The organism is Roseovarius sp. (genome assembly GCF_965228755.1).
In the GTDB taxonomy this organism is placed as follows: Bacteria; Pseudomonadota; Alphaproteobacteria; order Rhodobacterales; family Rhodobacteraceae; genus Roseovarius.
In genome coordinates, this window is the sequence record NZ_CBDDIG010000005.1 from 1,390,031 (window position 1) to 1,408,868 (window position 18,838).

Annotated in this window: 20 protein-coding genes; 11 read left to right on the plus strand and 9 right to left on the minus strand. The window is 67.3% G+C overall.

All coding sequences use genetic code 11. The annotated features are described in order from the left end of the window. Positions 1 to 10 precede the first annotated feature (10 nt). A complete protein-coding gene (locus ACO07J_RS10420) occupies positions 11 to 949 on the minus strand; it encodes a dimethylarginine dimethylaminohydrolase family protein (RefSeq protein ID WP_422028760.1) in 939 nt (312 codons plus the stop codon). A 109-nt stretch (positions 950 to 1,058) separates the two neighbouring features. Here ACO07J_RS10420 and ACO07J_RS10425 point away from each other — a divergent pair, with 109 nt between their 5' ends. From ACO07J_RS10425 to ACO07J_RS10435, 3 genes are all read left to right on the plus strand, one after another. Further along, on the plus strand, positions 1,059 to 1,964 hold the full coding sequence (locus ACO07J_RS10425; protein ID WP_422028761.1) for a LysR substrate-binding domain-containing protein: 906 nt from the start codon (positions 1,059 to 1,061) through the stop codon (positions 1,962 to 1,964). A gap of 115 nt (positions 1,965 to 2,079) precedes the next feature. Next, positions 2,080 to 4,041: a YadA-like family protein gene (locus tag ACO07J_RS10430; RefSeq protein WP_422028762.1), complete on the plus strand. Its 1,962-nt coding sequence runs from the start codon at positions 2,080 to 2,082 to the stop codon at positions 4,039 to 4,041. A 17-nt stretch (positions 4,042 to 4,058) separates the two neighbouring features. Further along, positions 4,059 to 4,562: a hypothetical protein gene (locus ACO07J_RS10435; protein WP_422028763.1), complete on the plus strand. Its 504-nt coding sequence runs from the start codon at positions 4,059 to 4,061 to the stop codon at positions 4,560 to 4,562. Between the two features lie 263 nt (positions 4,563 to 4,825). Here the strand turns inward: ACO07J_RS10435 and ACO07J_RS10440 are convergent, their stop codons facing one another. The 4 genes from ACO07J_RS10440 to ACO07J_RS10455 are packed head-to-tail and all read right to left on the minus strand — an operon-like array spanning position 4,826 to position 8,719. Further along, positions 4,826 to 5,587 carry an SDR family NAD(P)-dependent oxidoreductase gene (locus ACO07J_RS10440; RefSeq protein ID WP_422028764.1) on the minus strand — a complete coding sequence of 254 codons (762 nt, stop codon included), beginning with the start codon at positions 5,585 to 5,587 and terminating at the stop codon, positions 4,826 to 4,828. Beyond that, positions 5,584 to 6,513 carry an SDR family oxidoreductase gene (locus ACO07J_RS10445; protein WP_422028765.1) on the minus strand — a complete coding sequence of 310 codons (930 nt, stop codon included), beginning with the start codon at positions 6,511 to 6,513 and terminating at the stop codon, positions 5,584 to 5,586. Before ACO07J_RS10445 ends, ACO07J_RS10440 begins: the two co-directional genes overlap by 4 nt. Then, the gene (locus ACO07J_RS10450) at positions 6,510 to 7,406 is read right to left on the minus strand and encodes a bile acid:sodium symporter family protein (RefSeq protein WP_422028766.1); all 897 of its coding nucleotides are present in this window, start codon (positions 7,404 to 7,406) and stop codon (positions 6,510 to 6,512) included. The genes ACO07J_RS10445 and ACO07J_RS10450 overlap by 4 nt, the downstream gene beginning before the upstream one ends. Beyond that, the gene (locus ACO07J_RS10455) at positions 7,403 to 8,719 is read right to left on the minus strand and encodes a flavin-containing monooxygenase (RefSeq protein WP_422028767.1); all 1,317 of its coding nucleotides are present in this window, start codon (positions 8,717 to 8,719) and stop codon (positions 7,403 to 7,405) included. Before ACO07J_RS10455 ends, ACO07J_RS10450 begins: the two co-directional genes overlap by 4 nt. A gap of 60 nt (positions 8,720 to 8,779) precedes the next feature. Between ACO07J_RS10455 and ACO07J_RS10460 the strand changes: the two genes are divergently transcribed. The 5 genes from ACO07J_RS10460 to ACO07J_RS10480 all read left to right on the plus strand — a co-directional run bounded on the left by ACO07J_RS10460 (position 8,780) and on the right by ACO07J_RS10480 (position 12,484). Then, positions 8,780 to 9,427: a TetR/AcrR family transcriptional regulator gene (locus ACO07J_RS10460; protein WP_422028768.1), complete on the plus strand. Its 648-nt coding sequence runs from the start codon at positions 8,780 to 8,782 to the stop codon at positions 9,425 to 9,427. 68 nt (positions 9,428 to 9,495) lie between these two features. Continuing rightward, complete coding sequence (locus ACO07J_RS10465) at positions 9,496 to 9,924, plus strand: c-type cytochrome (RefSeq protein ID WP_422028769.1); 429 nt, start codon at positions 9,496 to 9,498, stop codon at positions 9,922 to 9,924. A 64-nt stretch (positions 9,925 to 9,988) separates the two neighbouring features. Continuing rightward, a complete protein-coding gene (locus ACO07J_RS10470; protein ID WP_422028770.1) occupies positions 9,989 to 10,651 on the plus strand; it encodes a rhomboid family intramembrane serine protease in 663 nt (220 codons plus the stop codon). A gap of 238 nt (positions 10,652 to 10,889) precedes the next feature. Continuing rightward, a complete protein-coding gene (locus tag ACO07J_RS10475) occupies positions 10,890 to 11,810 on the plus strand; it encodes a ring-cleaving dioxygenase (RefSeq protein ID WP_422028771.1) in 921 nt (306 codons plus the stop codon). Beyond that, positions 11,807 to 12,484, plus strand: a complete 678-nt coding sequence (locus ACO07J_RS10480; protein WP_422028772.1) for an alpha/beta hydrolase — start codon at positions 11,807 to 11,809, stop codon at positions 12,482 to 12,484. The genes ACO07J_RS10475 and ACO07J_RS10480 overlap by 4 nt, the downstream gene beginning before the upstream one ends. Positions 12,485 to 12,536: 52 nt before the next feature. Here ACO07J_RS10480 and ACO07J_RS10485 read toward each other — a convergent pair whose 3' ends face one another. Then, on the minus strand, positions 12,537 to 13,493 hold the full coding sequence (locus ACO07J_RS10485) for a helix-turn-helix domain-containing protein (protein WP_422028773.1): 957 nt from the start codon (positions 13,491 to 13,493) through the stop codon (positions 12,537 to 12,539). Positions 13,494 to 13,665: 172 nt separating this feature from the next. Here ACO07J_RS10485 and ACO07J_RS10490 point away from each other — a divergent pair, with 172 nt between their 5' ends. Further along, positions 13,666 to 14,289, plus strand: a complete 624-nt coding sequence (locus ACO07J_RS10490; protein ID WP_422028774.1) for a response regulator transcription factor — start codon at positions 13,666 to 13,668, stop codon at positions 14,287 to 14,289. Positions 14,290 to 14,306: 17 nt separating this feature from the next. On the opposite strand, the gene ACO07J_RS10495 is transcribed toward ACO07J_RS10490, so the two are convergent. The 3 genes from ACO07J_RS10495 to ACO07J_RS10505 form a co-directional block, all read right to left on the minus strand. Beyond that, the gene (locus ACO07J_RS10495; protein ID WP_422028775.1) at positions 14,307 to 14,750 is read right to left on the minus strand and encodes a response regulator transcription factor; all 444 of its coding nucleotides are present in this window, start codon (positions 14,748 to 14,750) and stop codon (positions 14,307 to 14,309) included. 310 nt (positions 14,751 to 15,060) lie between these two features. Then, entirely contained in the window at positions 15,061 to 15,336 is a 276-nt protein-coding gene (locus ACO07J_RS10500; RefSeq protein WP_422028776.1) for a hypothetical protein, read from the minus strand. Positions 15,337 to 15,660: 324 nt separating this feature from the next. Further along, positions 15,661 to 16,620, minus strand: coding sequence for an IS5 family transposase (locus ACO07J_RS10505; protein WP_422028735.1), 960 nt, complete (start codon positions 16,618 to 16,620; stop codon positions 15,661 to 15,663). Positions 16,621 to 16,698: 78 nt separating this feature from the next. On the opposite strand from ACO07J_RS10505, the gene ACO07J_RS10510 reads away from it, so the two are divergent. Both ACO07J_RS10510 and ACO07J_RS10515 read left to right on the plus strand, forming a co-directional pair. Next, the gene (locus ACO07J_RS10510) at positions 16,699 to 17,538 is read left to right on the plus strand and encodes a sensor histidine kinase (protein ID WP_422028777.1); all 840 of its coding nucleotides are present in this window, start codon (positions 16,699 to 16,701) and stop codon (positions 17,536 to 17,538) included. Positions 17,539 to 17,989: 451 nt separating this feature from the next. Continuing rightward, positions 17,990 to 18,820 (plus strand): alpha/beta fold hydrolase, encoded by an 831-nt coding sequence (locus ACO07J_RS10515; protein WP_422029759.1) that lies wholly within the window; start codon positions 17,990 to 17,992, stop codon positions 18,818 to 18,820. The last annotated feature ends 18 nt before the right edge of the window (positions 18,821 to 18,838 follow it).

An 18,838-nucleotide genomic window follows, 5' to 3' on the forward strand; every position in this document is an offset into this window, starting at 1 on the left:
CGTCGAAGTCTCAGCCCGGCGCCCGCCGAAGCGATTGCGCCATGCAGTGAATGCCGCCGCCCATCATGGTGAACATGTCCATTTCCGGGTCGTAGACCTTGAACCCGTTGGCCCGCAGCTTGGCGTTCAGGTCTTTGCTCGCCGCCGGCGACAGCACCCGGTCATCGCCCAGCGACATCACGTTGCAGCCAAGCGCCATCGTGTCCTTGAACCCCACCGGGATCAGCTCGAACCCCTTCGATTTCAGCCAGTCCACCACGTGCTCCGGCGTCGTCTCGAGGCAGACAGCGGCGCATTTCGGCGCGATGACACAGACCATCAGGTCGATATGTACGTAATAGGGGTCGATATAGGCGTAATGCACCTCCCACCCCTCCTTCTCGACCCAGCCGCCGATCTGCCTGGCCGACACCTCTTCACAGCGCATGCCGGTATAGCCGATCAGCACCGCGCCCGGCTCGACGATATGGAAATCGCCGCCCTCGAAATTCCCGGCGCTCACCATGTCGTAGATCGGAATGCCCGCCTCGAGGTAGAACCGCAGCGCGGCGGAATACTCGCCCCGGCGGCGCGGGTTGGCCATCTGGGTGATCACCGCGCCCCACGGCGTCATGAAGCTGGAATCCCGCGCATAGACCCCGTATTTCAGGTGCTCGTCCTGCGGCATCGTGTGAATGGTCACGCCCGCATCCTCGTAGGCCTCGCACATCTCGCGATACTGCCGCACGGCGGCCTGGTGATCCCACGCGCGCCCCGTCCGCGCGGTCTCGCGGTAGATCGAGCTGAAGGCAGTGTTGTCCATGTGCCCGAAGGTCTCGACCGGGCCCAGCAGAACGTCCTGCAGCACCCCGTATTCCGAGTCGATCCCCCAGTTCTCCAGCGGCTGCGTGCCGCCCCCGGGCTGGCGCGCCTGAAGCGGCAGCGAAGCGTGTGTCTTGTCCTTGGGCATGGCGTCTCTCCATTGGTTGTCACCCACAAGGATAGAAATGAGTCAATCTTGGCAAAAGAGAGTATTTTTGCTTAAGCTGATGATCTGAACTTGTTGATCGGAGCGCGCCATGAAGATCGGTGACAACTGGGTGTCCCTCAACGCCCTGCAGACATTCCAGGTCGCCGCCCGGCATCAGCACATGGGCCGCGCGGCCGCTGAACTCAACGTCACCCAAAGCGCGGTCAGCCACCAGGTCCGCGCACTCGAAACCTCCCTCGGCGTCACGCTCTTCGACCGCCGCGGCCGCCGGATCGAGCTCAACCCGGCGGGCGAACGCCTTCTCAGCGCCATCGAGCAGGGCTTCGCCGGCATATCCTCGACCGCCCTGTCGCTCTCGACCGATGCCTTCTCGGGCCAGCTTTCCCTCGCCGTGCCCGTCTCGCTCATGGTCGAATGGCTCAACCCCAAGCTGACGGAATTCCTCGGCCGCTTCCCCGGCCTGTCGCTGAAACTCAGCTACGCCGAACGCACGATGACCTCGCTCCCGGCGGATGTCGACATGGCGGTGGTCTACGCCGCCCACAGCTTCCCCGGCTGCACCGTCACCCCCTTCATGCACACCGCCATCTTCCCGGTCTGCGCCCCCGACCTGATGCGGGGCCCCCTGCCGATGAACCCCGACATCCTGAAACGCGCCACCCTCATCCACGAGGATGACGGCGATATCTGGTCCCAGTGGTTCGCCAGCCGCGGCCTCGAACAGTTCCGCCCGGAACGCGAGATCCACGCCGGCTCCCATCACGACGCCGTGGCCTTCGCCCGCAACGGCGCGGGCTTCGCCATGACCGACTGGTTCCTCGGCGGCGAGGCCCTCCGCGCCGGCCGGCTGGTCCAGGCCTTCGGACCGCGAGAGCTGGATTACGACGCCTATTACATCGTCACCCGCGTCAACCAGCCCCCCAACAGCCCCGCCGCCGCCCTGTCCGAATTCCTGGTCCGCGAAGCCGACACCTTCAACCCCGGCCCGATCTGACCTGCCGGGCTCCGGCCACGCCACCTCACAAAAAAATAAGAAATATTGAAACTATTCCCCCTCCGATCCGTGACTCCGCATCGTGGTAACAGGATCATTCCGGGAACAAGTCATAATGGTACAACAGGGTAAAACATCACTGGTCAGGCTCCTCAACGGCTCGGCCAGCGCATTCGTCATGCTTGCGGCAGGGGCGGCCTATGCCGACGCCACCGCCCCGTGCAACACGGGCGCAGGCACCAACAGCGTGGAATGCGGCGTGAACAGCACGGCAGACGGCGACTTCTCCGTCGCGGTCGGCGACCAGTCGACCACCGACGCCACCGCCACCGATGGCGTCGCCATCGGCTCCGAAGCCTCGGCCACCGGCCCCTCGACCACCGCGATCGGCGGCGAGACCGTCGCCACCGGCCCGGGCACCACCGCCGTCGGCTGGCAATCGCAGGCCACCGCCGAACGCGCGCAAGCCTTCGGCCACCTCGCCACCGCGCAAGGCGAACGCTCGCTCGCCGTCGGCGAGAACGCCGACGCCCAGTCGGACAACTCGACCGCCATCGGCAACGAATCCATCGCTAACGGCATCGATTCCATTGCATTGGGCGACACCGCCATGGCCAACGGTCCCTCGACCACTGCGGTCGGCGGCGAAACCGTCGCCACCGGCCCCGGCGCCACCGCCATCGGCTGGCAGTCCCAGGCCACGGCGGAACGCGCCCAGGCCTTCGGCCACCTGGCCACGGCCCAAGGCGTCCGCTCCCTCGCAGTAGGCGAAAACGCCGACGCCCAAACCGACAACGCCACCGCCATCGGTAACGAGGCCATCGCCAACGGCATCGATTCCATCGCATTGGGCGACACCGCCATGGCCAACGGTCCTTCGACCACTGCGGTCGGCGGCGAAACCGTCGCCACCGGCCCCGGCGCCACCGCGATCGGCTGGCAGTCGCAGGCCACGGCAGAACGCGCCCAGGCCTTCGGCCACCTGGCAACAGCCCAAGGCGTCCGCTCCCTCGCGGTCGGCGAGAACGCCGACGCCCAAACCGACAACGCCACCGCCATCGGTAACGAGGCCATCGCCAACGGCATCGACTCCATCGCCCTCGGCGACACCGCTTCGGCCAACGGTCCTTCGACCACGGCGGTCGGCGGCGAAACCGTCGCCACCGGCCCCGGCGCCACCGCCATCGGTTGGCAATCCCAGGCCACCGCCGAGCGTGCGCAGGCCTTCGGGCACCTGGCAACGGCCCAAGGCGTCCGCTCGCTGGCCATCGGCGAAAACGCCGACGCCCAGACCGACAACTCGACCGCCATCGGCAACGAGGCCATCGCCAACGGCACCGATGCCATCGCGCTTGGCGACACCGCCATGGCAAACGGCCCCTCCACCACCGCCCTCGGCGGCGAGACCACGGCGATGGGCCCCGGCGCCACCGCCGTCGGCTGGCAGGCCACCGCCTCGGCCGAGCGGGCACAGGCCTTCGGCCACCTCGCCACCGCCTCCGGCGTCCGCTCCACCGCCGTCGGCGAAGGCGCCACCGCCTCGGGCGAGGTCTCGCTCTCCTTCGGCAACCTCGCCATGGCCAGCGCGACCAACTCCGTCGCCATCGGCAACGGCGCCATGGCCACCCGGGCGAACCAGTTCACCATGGGCAACGCCCAGAACACCTACACCATGCCCGGCGTCGCCTCGGCCGAAAGCACCGCGGCGCAGGGCACGCCGGTGGGCTACGTCACCGCCGACGCCGACGGCAACCTCGCCGTCGACCGTTCGGTCATGCCGTCGGCCGCGCTCAGCCGGCAGGTCCGGTCGAACAGCGCCGGCATCGCCAACAACAGCCGCCGCATCTCGAACAACGAGGAAGGCATCGCCATGGCGATGGCGCTCAGCACCCCCTACGTGCCCACCGACCGCAGCTTTGCGCTCTCGACCAGCGTCGGCATGTTCGAAGGCTCGAGCGCGATGGCCGTCAACATGGGCTTCCGGGTCAGCCCCAATGTCCAGCTTGACGCAGGCGTCACCCACGGTTTCAATAACAGCCAGACGGGCGGCCGCATTGGTGTAACTTACTCTTGGTAGGCCTTGCGACGATAAGAATGGCCAAGGCGCCGCGGACAGTATCCGCGGCGCTTTTCGCCCTCCTCCTGCTGGCCACCCCCGGCCTTGCGCAGGAGCAGGTGGAACGCAGCTTCGCCACCGCCCTAGTCCGCGACGTGCTGACGGCGGTGCATCACGGCAACCGCACGGGCAACTACACCGTGCTGCGCGACTACGCCGCCCGCGATTTCGGCGCCGCCAACAACGCCACCCAACTCGCCGCCCGCTTTGCCGAGCTGCGCAATACCGGGCTCGACATGCTGCCCGTCCTCGTGGTGGAACCGAAGATCCTTCAGGCCCGGATCGCCGCCGGCAACGACCAGATGCGCCTCACCGGATATTTCCCCACCCTGCCCCGGCATTTCAGCTTCGACCTCGTCTTCCTGCAGGAACGCGGCCGCTGGCGGATGCTCGACGCTTCGGTCGGTGCCTTCGACCCGATCGAGGCACCCGAACCGCAAGCCGAGGAGCCAGCGGCGGACGCGGAAGAGAGCAACGAGTAATACGACCTACGGAAGAAACTGTCATGCGCCCGGAACAAAGCCGCGCCTAAGCGCGGCGCCGGGCGAGCGGTCGTTCATTGAGGCGCCATTGGTTCGAGCCCAATGGACGACGCCGCCCCGACGGGCAGGCGCTTTGGCGAGGTAGCACCACGTTCATGGGCAAGACGTACCCGGCACCATAAAGCGCATGCCAACACCGTTGCAGCGCCTCCCCACGGGCCGGCGCTCGCCCGGCGGAATCAACGCATAACCAACCACCAACCCTACCCCTCCCCGCTGATCCGCCGCCGCATCATCCGCTCATAAACCCCCGGCGCCAACCGCCTGACCCACCAAGACAGCCGCGCAACGCGCCCCACCGGGATGAACGCCCGCCCCCGCGCCACGCCGCGCAGGATCTCCTCCGCCGCATCCTCCGGCGTCATGTAATCCACCCCGTCCGCCGCAGAGCCGGGCCGCACGATCCCGTCCGCCCCGCGCGCCGCATTGCCGATATTTGTCGCCACGAAGCTCGGCGCCGCGATCAGGCAGCGCACCCCATGCGCCATCTCCTCCGACCTGAGCGAGCCAAAAAACCCCTCCAGCGCGTGTTTCGACGCCGCATAGGCCGTGCGGTTCTTCAACGGCGCGAACCCCGCAGCCGAGGAGATCGCCAGATGCACCCCCCCGCTCTTTCGCACCGGCCCCAGGAACGCCCGCGCCATCGCCACCGCCGCGAAATAGTTGATCTCGAACACCCTCCGGTGGCTGGCCTCGTCACTTTCCGCGAATGGCCCGATCTGCGACACGCCGGCGTTGTAAATCACCATGTCGATCGACGGCCGGGCCGCGATCACCTCCGCCGCCGCCCGCGCCAGCACCGCCGCATCGGTCAGGTCCACCTCGACCGGCGTCCGTGCTTCCGTCGCCTCCAGCCCCGCGATATCCCGGTCCATCAGCACGCAATGCCAGCCCTCCGCTTCCAGCCGCGCCGCCAGCGCCCGGCCAAGCCCGCCATTGCCGCCCGAAATCACCGCCGTCCTCACAACCCCGCCTCCCGTCGCCACAGCTCGAACACCTCGGCCGAGCTCAGCTCGGGCACGTAGCCGAACACCTCCTTCAGCCGGTCATTGGCCAATACGGGCCGATATTGCAGGAACCGCACCTGCTCCGGCCCGTATTGCGTCAGCCCCAGAGGCCGCCCCACCGCTAGCGCCGCCTTCAACGCCGCGGCCGGCAGCCGCAGCACCGGCTTGCCCAGCCGCCGGGCCAACTTGTCCACCGACAGCCACCCGTCTCCCGCCACGTTGTAGATCCCCGCCGGGCCATCCGTCGCCGCGCGCTGCAGGATACGCGCCAGGTCCCGCGTCCAGATGAACACGAACGGGCTGTCACAGCCCCGAATGGCCAGCAGCCGCTTGCGATGAAACAGCGCCGTGATCTGGTTCTCGACACCCGCGCCCAGCACCGTCCCAACTCGCAGCACCACCTGCTCCAATCCCGGATGCGCCTCCCGCGCCTCCGCCAGCATCTCCTCCACCTGCCGCTTGTGATCGGCATAGGCGAACTCGACATTCCCCCGGCACGGCGCCTCTTCCGTCAGCGGCACCGGGTTGTCGGCGTGATACCCATAGGCTGCCCCCGAGCTCGTTACCACCAGCCGCCTCACCCCGTGCCGAACGCAAGCCGCCAGCACGTTCCGCGTGCCCGTCACATCGACCGCAAAGGCCTGCTCCCGCGTCATCCCCTGCGGCGGCGTCACCACCGAGGCCAGGTGCACCACCACCTCCGGCCGCACCTCGCCGATCACGCCATCCGGGTCGCCCCCCGTCACATCCATCCGCCGGAACGCCACCCCCTCGGGCAACGCCCCCCGCGCCAGATCCGTCGCCACCACGTCACCGGCGGGCAACGCCCTGACCAGCGCCCGCCCCACCATCCCGGCCGCCCCGGTGACCAACACCCCGCTCACCTCGCCGCCTCCGTCCGCGCCATCACCGACGCCAGCGCGATCCCCGAAATCGCGTGCCAGATCCCCCAGAACGCCGCCACCACGGCCATGCCGCCCAGCCCCCCGAAGAACCCGAAGATCAGCACCAGCCCCAGCCCCGAATTCTGGATCCCCGTCTCGATCGTCACCGCCCGCCGGTCGAATGCCGACAGCCCCGCCAGCCACGCCGTCGCATACCCGCCCGACAAGGCCAGCGCGTTATGCAGCACTACCAGCCCGGCAATCCCACCCGCATAGGCCAGGAACTGCGCCCAGTTCGCCGCCAGCGCCACCGCCACGAACCCCACGAAAATCGCCATCGACAGCCATTGCAACGGCCGCCGCAACCGCGCCGTCACCCCCGGCCGCCGCGCGTTCAGCGTCACACCCAGCACCAAGGGTAGCACCAGCATCAGCCCCACCGTCACCGCGATCCTGACCGGGTCGATCTCCGTCGCCCGCAAGATCTCCGCCGACGGGCCGTATAGGCTCCCCCAGAAGGCAATGTTCAAAGGCGTGAGCAAAATCGCCCCCACCGTCGCCACCCCCGTCATCGACACCGACAACGCCGCGTTCCCCCCGGCCCGATGGGTGATGAAGTTCGAGATATTCCCCCCCGGACACGCCGCCACCAGCATCAGCCCCAGCGCCACCGACGCCTGCGGCTGAACGACAAGCACCAGCAGAAAGGTCAGCACCGGCAACACCACGAATTGCGAGACCAACCCCACCACCAGCGGCTTCGGCGCCCGCGCCAACGCCTTGAAATCCCCCGGCTTCAGATCGATGGCGATGGAGAACATCACCACCGCCAGTATCGCGTTCAGCAAGGTCAGCGACCCCGCCGAGAAATCGAGCACCGCCTCGTCGATCATGCCCCGGCCCCGCCCAGCCGCCGGATCCACTGGCCAACCGCCTTGCGATAGGTCGCCTTGTCCACGTAATAGGCCATCCTTGGCAGGTCGATGTAACTCATCCCCCCCGTCGCCCGCTCGAACCCGCCGGCCTTGGCCTTCTGCAACGCCCGCGCCTCCTCCGATCCTGCCCTCAGCCCCTCGATATACCGCACCACCATCTCCGCCTGCTCGTGCCGTCCCTGCCAGCCCAGCCCCGACGCCTCGACCATACCCAGCACGAAAAGATCATCCCGCTCCGGATGCATGCAGTTGAGGTACAGATGCGGCGCATCCCCCGTCCAGTTCAGCAGCCCGTCATCGATGAACGGGTAATCCAGCTTGTACCCCGTCGCCGCCAGAACCATGTCATACTCGCCACTGGTCCCATCCCGGAAATGCACGGTCTTCCCCTCGAACCGCGCCACGTCGCCCCTGATCCGCACATCCCCATGCCCGGCGTGATACAGGATCAGCGAATTCACCACCGGGTGGCTCTCGTACAGCCGATAATCCGGCTTCGGAAACCCGTATTTCTGCGGGTCTCCCACGAACCATTTCAGGATCGTCCCGTCCACGATCCGCTTCAGCGCCATCGGCAGCCTGATCGCGCCCCCCAGCGTATCCGCCGGCTTGCCGAAAATGTACTTGGGCACGAAATGATAGCCCCGCCGCATCGACACGTCACAGGACAGCCCGTGATGGATCGCATCCACGGCAATGTCACAGCCCGAATTCCCCGCCCCGATCACCAGAACCCGCTTGCCGTCGAACTGCCCCGGATACCGATACGCCGACGAATGGATCAGCTCTCCGGTGAATTCCCCCTCGAAGGCCGGCATGTTCGGCGTGCTCAGCGTGCCGTTGGCGATCAGAACGCCGCCAAACTCTTCCGTATGCTCCCCCTCGGCATCCCGCCACGTCACGCGCCAGCCCTCGCCCGACGCCCCCAGCGGCTCGCAGGACAGCACCTCCGCCCCGAACCGGTAATGCCGGTACAGGTCGAACCGTTCGGCAAACTCCCGGAAATACCGCTTCATCTCGCGATGCGACGGGTACTCCGCCACCTCGTCGCGCATCGGGAAATCGGTGAACTCGGTCATCCGCTTCGAGGAAATCAAATGCGCCGTCTCGTACATGGTCGAGCGCGGGCCCTCGATATCCCAAAGCCCGCCGACATCATCGTTCAGCTCGAACCCCTGGAACCCGATCCCGTGCTCGGCCAGCAGCTTGGCCGCGGCCAGCCCCATCGGCCCGGCCCCGATCAGGGCAAACCTGTCGCGCGCATCACTCATGATGTCCTCCCATGTCGCCCTTAACTTGAACATCTGTTCAACTTAAGGCAAGATGTTTTCATGACTCCGGAACAAACCTTTGACAGCGCACGAAAAAGAGCTCCCTCCAGGCGGGCGCTGGCCACGCGAAAGCGGGTGCTCGACGCGGCCGAGGCCGTCTTCGCCGACCGGGGATTCGACGGCGCCACCATCCGCGACATCGCCGCCGCGGCGGGCGAGCCCGTGGGCACCATCCACCACCACGGCGGCGGCAAGGAGGCGCTCTTTCACCGCACCGTCGCCCGCCGCGCCGAACCGCTCTCAAAGGCCCGGCTCGATGCCCTCTCCCGCCTTCGCGAGGGCGGCACACTCACGCTCGAAAGCCTCCTGTCGGCCTTCATGCGCCCGTTCTTCGACCTCTCGCAACTGGACCCCGGCTGGCGCCACTACGCCCGTATCGTGGCCTTCGTCTCGACAGACGACCGCTGGCGCGGCCTCGCGGCGGAATGTTTCGACCCCACCGCCGAAATCTTCCTCGCCGAACTCCTTGCGCTGCGGCCCGACGCCACCCGCCGCCAGGTGGCCGAGGGCTTCGTCTTCTCCGTCTCCGCCATGCTGGCGCTGCTCACCTCGCAGGGCCGGATCGCCGCGCTCGGCCACGCCCCGGCGCCGGAGGCCGACCAGATCGACCACCTGATCCGCTACTGCGCCGCGGGTCTCGCCGCGTGACGGGATGGACCACGCCACACGCATGCTCTAAGACCACCCGCAAATCACCTGATCACAGCAGGCCCCTCATGAGACACGCCCTGATCGCCGCCTTCCTCGCCGCCGCCGCATGCACCCCGCAAGAATCGCCCTCCGTCTCGCGCGACACCGGCCGCGCCATCTTCGCCGAGAATTGCGCCTCCTGCCACGGCTCCGCCGCCCGGGGCGACGGCCCTCTCGCCGCCGGCCTGAATACGCCGCCCGCCGACCTCACCAGGATCGCCAGCCGCCGCAACGGGGTCTGGCCATCGCTGGAAGTCATGTCGATCGTCGACGGCTATACAAGGCGCACCAACCCGCGCGACGGCATGCCGGTCATCAGCGGGCTGACCAAGGGGCCGCTGGTCGATTTCGACACCGGCAACGGGATCACCAAACAGGTGCCCGCCCGGCTCGTCGCGGTTGTGACCTACCTCGAAAGCGTCCAGTCGCCGCCGCCCACCTCCTACGTGCCGTGACCGCGGCACCCCGCCGCCGGGCGGGGGCCATTGCCCTGCCCGTCCAAGTCCCTATGTCCCCTGCATGACCTCCACACCGCGCGACAGCCGCCCGCCCCCGCCACAGGCCAGCCAGATCGGCGCGCCCGGATTCCTCTGGGCCCTCGTCGGCATCATGGCCGCGATCGAGCTGGTGCTCAGCCTGTCGGATTCCGGCTATATCGGCGCAACCGGCCTGCGCTGGCAGGCCTACGCGCTCGGCGCCTTCTGGCAGCCGGTCTTCGCGGGCACCATCCCGCCCGCCTGGCCCGGCCAGACGGTGGCGATGTTTCTCACCCACGCCTTCCTGCATGGCGGGCTGATGCACCTCGCGCTCAACTCGGTCATCCTGCTGTCGCTGGGCAAGTTCGTCACCGCCCGCGTCGGCCCCGCCCGGACCCTGGCGGTGCTGTGCCTCTCGGCCGTGGGCGGCGCGCTGCTCTTCGGCCTGCTGGCCTTCACCAACGCGCCGATGATCGGCGCCTCGGGGGCGGTCTTCGGCCTCGTCGGGCTCTGGCAGGCCAACGAGTACTACCTCCGCCGCCGCCACGGCCTGACCCTCAAACCGGTCTTCACCGCCATCCTCGGGCTGGCCGCCGCCAACGTCGCGTTCTTCGTCATGCTCTCCGGCGGCTTGGCGTGGGAGGCCCACCTCGGCGGCTGGCTGGCGGGCGGGCTGGCCGGGCTGGTCCTGCTGCGGAACCGGTAAGGCACGGCCTGTCGCACCGACGCAATACCGACAAAATACCGACGTTATACCGACGTTGGATTCTCGACCGAACCGATGGCCCGACGGGCGCACATGGCACTACTGATTTCCGGCTCGCGGCGCAGGCGGTCAGTGCCGCCGAAGTATGGCCTGCCCTATGCCAAGGTTTACTAGCCGCACAAAGCAGCGGGTTGTAACGTGACCAAACGCACTGCCCTTGCAGCAAAGGACCGCAAGCATGCCCGCAGGCCTCATCCCCGGCCTCCACCACGTCACGTCGATCTGTGGAGCGCCCCAGGAAAATTACGATTTCTATGCCGGCTGCCTCGGGCAGCGCCTGGTCAAGAAGACCGTCAACTTCGACGCGCCCGATACCTATCATCTGTATTACGGCGACGAGGCCGGCACGCCCGGCACGATCATGACCTTTTTTCCCTTTACCGATGCCGGCCCCGGCCGAGCCGGGCCTGGCATGGCCAGCGCTGTCGCGTGGCGGCTGCCGAAGGCGGCGTTCGACGACTGGATGCTGAAACTCGCCGAAGAAGCGCAGGACTTCGAAGGACCGGCAGAACGTTTCGGTGAACGGTTCATCACCCTGCGCGATCCCGACGGCGCGCCGGTCGAGCTAATCGAAAGCGACATCGACGGCGACGCGCCGGACGGCTTCCACTCGGTCACGCTGTGGGAACGGAACCCCGAGCCGACCGCGCGCCTGCTGGTCGACCACTTCGGCTTCGCCCAGACCGGAACCGAAACCCACGGCGGTGTCGAGCGGCTGCGTTTCACCGCCGAGGGCGGCGGGCGCGGATCTGTCATCGACATCGTCCGCTCGGACGCCCCCGGCAGCGGGCGCAACGGGACGGGTACTGTCCATCACGTCGCCTTCCGCGCCGAAACCGACGAGGTGCAGGCGGCTTGGCGCGAGCGGCTCAGCGCGGCGGGCTTCGATGTTACGCCGGTGATCGACCGGCAGTATTTCAACGCCATCTACTTCCGCGAGCCGGGCGGCGTCCTGTTCGAGATCGCCACCGATCCGCCGGGCTTCGCCGCGGACGAACCGGCCGAGACCATGGGGCGCGCGCTGATGCTGCCGCCGCGATACGAAGCCATGCGCGACCGGATTGAACGGATGTTGCCGGCGCTGAGAGTGCCGGAATGACCGCGCAGGGCGGCGCCCCCGCCCACCGCGCCACGGCCGGTCTGGTGCTGCTGCACGGCCGGGGCGCCGCCGCGCACGGCATGATCAACTTCGCCGAGGGTCTGGCCCTACCCGAAGTCGCCATGATCGCGCCGGAAGCGCCTGACCGGTCCTGGTGGCCGACAAGCTTCATGGCACCGATGGAGGCACTTGGACCCTGGCTCGAACCGGCGCTCGAGGCGGTGGATAGGGCAGTGTCGGCGCTCACTTGCGCCGGTTTGCCCCGCGCGTCGATCTCGGTCTGCGGTTTCAGCCAGGGCGCGTGCCTCGCACTCGAATACGCGGCGCGCTCGGGCCTCGGGCTGTCAGCCGTCTTCGCCTTCACCGGCGGGCTTCTCGGCACTGCCGATGCGGACGGCGCGCCGACGCCGGCGCTATATGGCTTCACGCCGAAGCGCTTCGATTACGACGGCCGCCTCGACGGGCTGCACATGGACATGAGCTGTCATGATCGCGACCCTCACATCCCATTGGCAAGGTTCCACGAGAGCGAGAAGGTGCTTCGACACCTCGGCGCAAGGGTCACGGCGCGGATCGAGCCGGGGGCGATCCACAGCATCACCGAAGGCGATGTCGTGGCGCTCAGATCCCATCTGAACGTGCCGCCTGAAGCCTCCACCGCCCAGCGACGCTGACAAACCGGTTGCCGACGAGCGGACCGGCTGCGGACAGGCACACGACCGCGGGCTACCGCCGGCTTTCGTCTTTCTTCATGCCCATCAAGTAGATGGGGCGGGATTGATCCGCGGTCTTCCGGGTACGGCGGTATTCCGACGGGGTCGTGCCGGTGCCCCGCAGGAAGGCGCGCGAGAAAGCCGCTTGGGACGTGAACTGACAGACCTCGCTGATCTGACTGATCGGCGTGTCGGTCTCGCTGAGCATCTGACATGCCAGGTCGAGGCGCAGCTCGCTTATGTATCGGTGCGGCGGCAGGCCGGTTGCTGCTTGGAAGGCACGGGAAAAATGGTGACGGCTCAGGCAGGCGACGTCGGCCAGATCGCGGACGGAAATCCGCGTCGCGATATGGGCGTGCATGAATTCGACGACCCGGTTCAGACGGCGGGCGTCGAGCCCCGCGCGTTCCGGACGCGGCGGCCGGTGCGACGCGGAACTGTAGGACGCGGCCAGATGCGCCGCGAGGCTCCCGGCCAGGCTTTCGACCAGCATCTGCCCGCCGGCCGTCTCGTCAATCAGTTCCTGCAGGATGCGGAAGCAGATCTGGCGGACGAGCTCGTCCTCGACACCCGCAAGATACGCAATCTGCATCGGCGATGCCGTGGCCAGGCCATCGACCTCGGACAGCATCGCGAACTGGTCCCGTGGGAGATAGATGTGCAGGACCTCGGGAATGTCCGCCGACAGGTCGATTTCCTCTTCCTGCACCCCGATCGGGCAGAACCAGAGGGTCCTGTCGCGCGCGACGGTCTGCTGCCAGCTCTCGGTGCGGCGACGGACGACAGAGGCCGATCCCCTGACGATCATGGTGACTTCGAGCTGCGTCGGCGGCGGCGGCAGGATCTCACCCTGCGTGTGGCTGCGCAGTTCGGCGCAGAGGTTCTGCCAGGGTCGGTCGTGCGAGTCGGCAAGAAGCCCGCCCTGCCGGAATTTCCGGGCGCCGAATTCATGAAGCGAAGGCGCGTCCACGATCGTTTCCTCCGATGGCTGGACTTCCGCGACCGGCGGCCCGGATCGAACCGCGCGCGCCGAGTACGGCACACACGGTCAAACCGAAGTCACCTGCGGCAAAGACAAGTGTACCAAGCGGGGTTATTTTCCGGAAGATCGATTTCCAATCTCTGGCGGGGCCAACTTGGCAATGACGGACGCGAACGCTGCAATTCATGTCATCGACGACGATCACCTTGTGCGGCGTGCCCTGACGTCGCTTCTGCGATCGGCGGGCTTTGACGTTCGCACCCACGAGACGACAGACAGCTACCTCGCAACGCCGCGCGAGAACAGGCCGTCCTGCCTTCTGCTCGACGTGCGTCTCAAGGGCGCGAGCGGGCTTGATTTCCAGGCCCAACTGGCGACCCTCGGCGTCACTGTGCCGGTGATCATCATGACCGGCTTCGGCGACATCCCCATGTCGGTGCGCGCGATGAAGGCGGGGGCGGTCGATTTTCTCACCAAGCCCTTCCGCGATCAGGATCTCCTGGACGCCGTGACCATCGCTCTCGCCCGCGAAAGCCAGCGACGGTCGCAGGAGGGCGAGCGGGCCCGGATGGTCGATCGCTATCGCACCCTGTCCGAACGCGAGCGGCAGGTTATGCGGCTTGTCACGGAAGGCCTGATGAACAAGCAGGCGGCGTTCGAGCTGGGCCTCAGCGAGATCACGATCAAGTTTCATCGTGCTGCGGCGATGCGGAAGATGGGGGCCCGGAACCTCGCGGAACTTGTCCGCATGGCGGGGCAGCTGAGTATCGAGGATCGGGTGTAAACGTGCCGCCATTGGCCTCACCTTTCCACCGCGCGATGGATGAATCGCAAAAGCTCCTCGGAGGAGAAAGGTTTGCCGAGAAAACACAGGGCCCCCTGACGATTAGCTTGGTCGCGGACCGCCGGATTTGGATAGGCAGTCATGACGATGATGGGCAGATCCGGGAACTGCCGTCTTATCTCGAGTTGCAGGCCGAGCCCGTCGAACCCCGGCAACTGGATGTCGGTCAGAAGGCAGTCGGGCCTTCCCTCCGGCAGAGCAGCGATGAAGGCCTCTGCGTGGTCGTACTGGTTCACGCGATACCCCTCGGCCCGCAAGAGGCTCGACAGCCCGATCCGGACCTTGGGGTCGTCATCAACGATGCTGACGAGCGGTCGTACACTTGTCCGTTCGATGTCCCGCCTCCCGGAAAATCGTGCACTTGGATAGTCCAGATTGACCGCTCCGATCCCGCCCGGCAACTATGCGAAGGTTCAGGAGTGCGGCCGCCCGGGGCGTGCTATGATGCCGACCGGTCGCGGTCGTCAGCGTAGCGTTCGGGGAATCATGCGTCAGGTTTTCACCCTGTGGCCAAGCGAGGGCTCCGCGAAACCACAGCGACGCCTCGCACCGAACGGTTTTCCCGCCTGGGCGCACGATCCGGGAACCCGGCGAAAAAGGTCGCGCTGGACAGGATGGGACAGCCTGATCCTGGTCCTGTTGGCCCTGCCCGTCATCGGCTTGGCCGTGCTTCCTGCCAGCCCTCTTTCAGTGATCAGCCTGACGCTGTGTCTACTGGCTATCGCGCTGCAAGCCTTGGCCATCGGCCTCTGCCGCGCGGCGCGCGAGCGACTGCAGGAAAGGCTTGCGGAAGCGGACCGCTGGAACGAGATCCTGTTCCAGCGCGCCGGCGTTTCGCTCTGGCACGAGGATTGGTCGGCGGCGAGGAACGCGGTGATCCGCCTGCTCGAGAGTGGCGTGACCGACATGCAATCCTACTTCGCGCAGCACCCCGACGAGTTGCGCGCCATTCGGCGCAACGTGACGATCACCGACGTCAATGACCACGCGCTGCAGCGGGCCGGGGTTGGCTGCAAGGAGCAGATGCTGGGGTCGCTCGAGTCACTTCTGCCAGATACCGACCATACGTTCATCCAGTGGCTGATCGCCTTCGCCGGAGGGGCCACGATTTATCGGTCCGAGACCCACATCACGATGCCGGACGGCAAGGAAGTCGACACGCTTTTCTTTGCCGAGACCTCAGCGAAACGCACGCCTCTCTCGCAGGTGGATGTCCGAGGTGGTTCTGATGCGGCTACCGCTTTGGCCAGGGCTCTGTCGGGGTTTTCGGTCGACCCGGCCTGTGAGGCTTCGGGAGATAACCATGGTCGCTCAGCCGTAAAGGGTTCGGAACCGCGCGCCCTTCCACAGGTTCCAGCCGACGGCGGCCAGCCCGGTCAGGATGCGCATCTTCGCAAGCCCCAGGAACCGGGTCCGGCGCAGGCCCCAGTGCCGCTTCCAGTGCCCGAAGATCGCCTCGACCCGGGCACGGGTGACCCCGATCTCGACGTTGCGGGCCTTGTCCTGCGGGCCCAGCCGCTTGTGCTTCGCGCCGCGCTGCTGCACCCGGTCGGCCATGCCCGTCCGCGCCACCAGCGCCCGGCTGCGCGGGCTGGAATAGGCCCCGTCGGCATAGAGCGCCGCCTCGTCGCCCACCACCAGATCCTCGAGGCTGTCCACCTCGGCCCGGTTGCCGGGGCTCACCGCCACCCGCCGCACGAACCCGTCCTCGTCGGCATTGACGAAGGCCTGCCAGCCCCAGACCGCCCGCCGACGGCCCTTCACCGTCAGCTTCACCGCAGAGCCCGCCTCCGGGTCGCGGCGGTCGTAGCCGCTCTGCGCCGCCTCCACCACGGTCGCGTCGATGATCGCGATCCGCCCCTCGGCGAGCACCACGCGGGCGTCCTCCAGCATCGCCACGACCTCGGCCAGAACCGCCTCCAGCCGGTCGCCCAGCCGCGCCCGGAACCGCCCCAGCGTCGAGGCCTCGGGCACCCCCTGGTCCAGCTCCAGCCGGCAGAACTTGCGGAACAGGAGGTCCCGCGCCAGCTGCGCGGAAAGCTTCACGTCGCTCAGGTCGTACCACAGCCCCAGCAGCAGCGCCCGAAAGAGCGTCTGCGCCGGATAGCCCGGCCGCCCCGTCTGCCGCCGCTCCTCGCCCCGCGGCAACAGCGCCTCGATCCGGGACCAGTCGATCACCTCCTCCACCGCGTCCAGCGCCCCAAGCGCGGGATGCTCGAACAGCTCATGGGAGGCGAAAAGGGCGGGCTGGGTGGTGAAGCTCTGTCTCATGGCCAATCATACCACTTCGACCGAAACAGAAGAATCCTCAAAGTTTCGCTGAGGTCTCTTGCCGGATTACCCGCGAACATGAGGGATTTCGAAGACATACTCGTCGCAGACATCGACATTACCGACTACAAGGAGACACAGGCCCGTCTGGCCCGCGCCGAGCAGAACCTCGCTCGCGCCTCACGGATCAGCACAGTCGGCGCGCTTACCGCGTCGATCACCCATGAGGTGAACTCCTCCCTCGCCGCCATCGTCTCGAGCAGCGAAGCCGCGCTGCGCTGGCTGTCGCGCGAGACGCCGGACCTCGAAGAGGCGGCAGGCGCTCTGCAGAACACGCTGTCCGCGGCCTCGCGCGCGATGACGGTCGTGGATCGGACGCGGGCCTTCCTTGCGAACGCACCTGCCTCTGCCACTGCGAGCGATCTCGCGACCATCGTGCAAGACAGCGTGACCCTGATCGACCGCGAGCTGCGGATGCACGGCGTGGCCGTGCATCTCGACGTGCCAGATGGCCTGCCGCCAATTCAGGCGGACGAGGTGAACATCCAGCAGGTCATCGTCAACCTGATGATGAACGCGGCGCAGGCGATGTCGGAACAGCCCGTTGCGACGGCTCCTGGCGCACGTGACCTGTCGGTCTCGGCGCGGGAGCGCGGCGACCGGGTCGTCGTGACCATACGAGACTCCGGCCCCGGTCTGCCGGAGGAAGATCTGCAGGTCATCTTCCAACCCTTCTACTCGACCCGCCAGGGCGGGATGGGCATGGGGCTGGCGATCTGCAAAAGCTGTATCGAGGCGCATGGCGGCCGGATCACCGCGCAGTCCGCGGAGGACGGCGGCGCGATGTTCCAGTTCGATCTGCCCTTGGCGACCCGCGCACACGATGAGGCGCCTATCCCCTCTCGTGCCAAGGGATAGGGCTTCCAAACCTTCGTATAGGTCCCCGGCAGAGGCCCCGCTGGTACCGTCTTCCTACCGCACCTGACGATGCGACGGAGACACCGATGACGCCCCTCGACCGCTCACTCCCCAAAGCTCCCCAGCGGTCCCCGCGCGTCGGCATGGCCGCGACCCTTCCCTTTTCCCTCCCTCGAAGGGTCGCGGCCGACACGGTACGGCAGACCGCTCAATACCGCGGCCTCACCGTGCCTCTCGCCGCGCAGGTGCCGGCATCGAACACGCGGTGCAGCCAGGCCGCCATCCCTTTTCCCGAACAACCGAGGACCAGCCGATGACTACCGCCATCCCCGCTCTTCGCCAGCTCACGCGCCGCGAGGCGATGATGTTTGGCGCGGCCGCTCTTGCCGCGCTGGCCACGGCGCGGGGCAGCTTCGCACATACTTCCACCTCAACACAGGATCGTCCAACCATGGGATACGTTACCACTGCCGACACCACCGAAATCTTCTACAAGGACTGGGGCCCGCGCGATGCGCAGGCGCTGGTGTTCCACCACGGCTGGCCACTGACGGCCGACGACTGGGACGCGCAGATGATGTTCTTCCTGGCCGAGGGCTTCCGGGTCATCGCCCATGACCGGCGCGGTCACGGCCGCTCGACCCAGACCGACACCGGCAACGAGATGGACACCTATGCCGCCGATGTCGCCGCGCTGACCGATGCGCTGGATCTGCAGGGCGCCGTTCATATCGGCCATTCCACCGGCGGCGGCGAGGTCGCCCGCTATGTCGCGCGCGCCAAGCCGGGCCGCGTCGCCAAGGCGGTGCTGATCGGCGCCGTGCCCCCGATCATGGTCAAGACGGAGGCCAACCCTGGCGGCCTGCCACTGGAGGTCTTCGACGGGTTCCGGGCGGCCCATGTCGCCAACCGTGCGCAATTCTTCCGCGACGTGCCCGCCGGGCCGTTCTACGGCTTCAATCGCCCCGGGGCCGAGGTCAGCGAGGGCGTCATCCAGAACTGGTGGCGTCAGGGCATGATGGGCGGGACCAAGGCGCAATACGATTGCATCAAGGCCTTCTCGGAAACCGACTTCACCGACGACCTCAAGGCCATCGAGGTGCCGGTCCTCGTCCTGCACGGCGACGACGATCAGATCGTGCCATACGCCGACTCTGCGCCGCTATCGGCCGCGCTTCTGCAGAACGGGACGCTGAAGACCTATCCCGGCCTCGGTCACGGCATCTGCACGATCAACGCCGATCTGGTGAATGCCGACCTGCTGGCGTTCATCCGCGCCTGACCTCTCACCCCCGGATCG

Coding starts and splice junctions, on each gene's coding strand:
- ACO07J_RS10425 (WP_422028761.1), top strand. CDS start 1,059: ATGAAGATCGGTGACAACTGGGTGTCCCTCAACGCCCTGCAGACATTC.
- ACO07J_RS10420 (WP_422028760.1), bottom strand. CDS start 949: ATGCCCAAGGACAAGACACACGCTTCGCTGCCGCTTCAGGCGCGCCAG.
- ACO07J_RS10475 (WP_422028771.1), top strand. CDS start 10,890: ATGCCCGCAGGCCTCATCCCCGGCCTCCACCACGTCACGTCGATCTGT.
- ACO07J_RS10470 (WP_422028770.1), top strand. CDS start 9,989: ATGACCTCCACACCGCGCGACAGCCGCCCGCCCCCGCCACAGGCCAGC.
- ACO07J_RS10465 (WP_422028769.1), top strand. CDS start 9,496: ATGAGACACGCCCTGATCGCCGCCTTCCTCGCCGCCGCCGCATGCACC.
- ACO07J_RS10455 (WP_422028767.1), bottom strand. CDS start 8,719: ATGAGTGATGCGCGCGACAGGTTTGCCCTGATCGGGGCCGGGCCGATG.
- ACO07J_RS10435 (WP_422028763.1), top strand. CDS start 4,059: ATGGCCAAGGCGCCGCGGACAGTATCCGCGGCGCTTTTCGCCCTCCTC.
- ACO07J_RS10450 (WP_422028766.1), bottom strand. CDS start 7,406: ATGATCGACGAGGCGGTGCTCGATTTCTCGGCGGGGTCGCTGACCTTG.
- ACO07J_RS10505 (WP_422028735.1), bottom strand. CDS start 16,620: ATGAGACAGAGCTTCACCACCCAGCCCGCCCTTTTCGCCTCCCATGAG.
- ACO07J_RS10510 (WP_422028777.1), top strand. CDS start 16,699: ATGAGGGATTTCGAAGACATACTCGTCGCAGACATCGACATTACCGAC.
- ACO07J_RS10460 (WP_422028768.1), top strand. CDS start 8,780: ATGACTCCGGAACAAACCTTTGACAGCGCACGAAAAAGAGCTCCCTCC.
- ACO07J_RS10515 (WP_422029759.1), top strand. CDS start 17,990: ATGGGATACGTTACCACTGCCGACACCACCGAAATCTTCTACAAGGAC.
- ACO07J_RS10480 (WP_422028772.1), top strand. CDS start 11,807: ATGACCGCGCAGGGCGGCGCCCCCGCCCACCGCGCCACGGCCGGTCTG.
- ACO07J_RS10490 (WP_422028774.1), top strand. CDS start 13,666: ATGACGGACGCGAACGCTGCAATTCATGTCATCGACGACGATCACCTT.
- ACO07J_RS10430 (WP_422028762.1), top strand. CDS start 2,080: ATGGTACAACAGGGTAAAACATCACTGGTCAGGCTCCTCAACGGCTCG.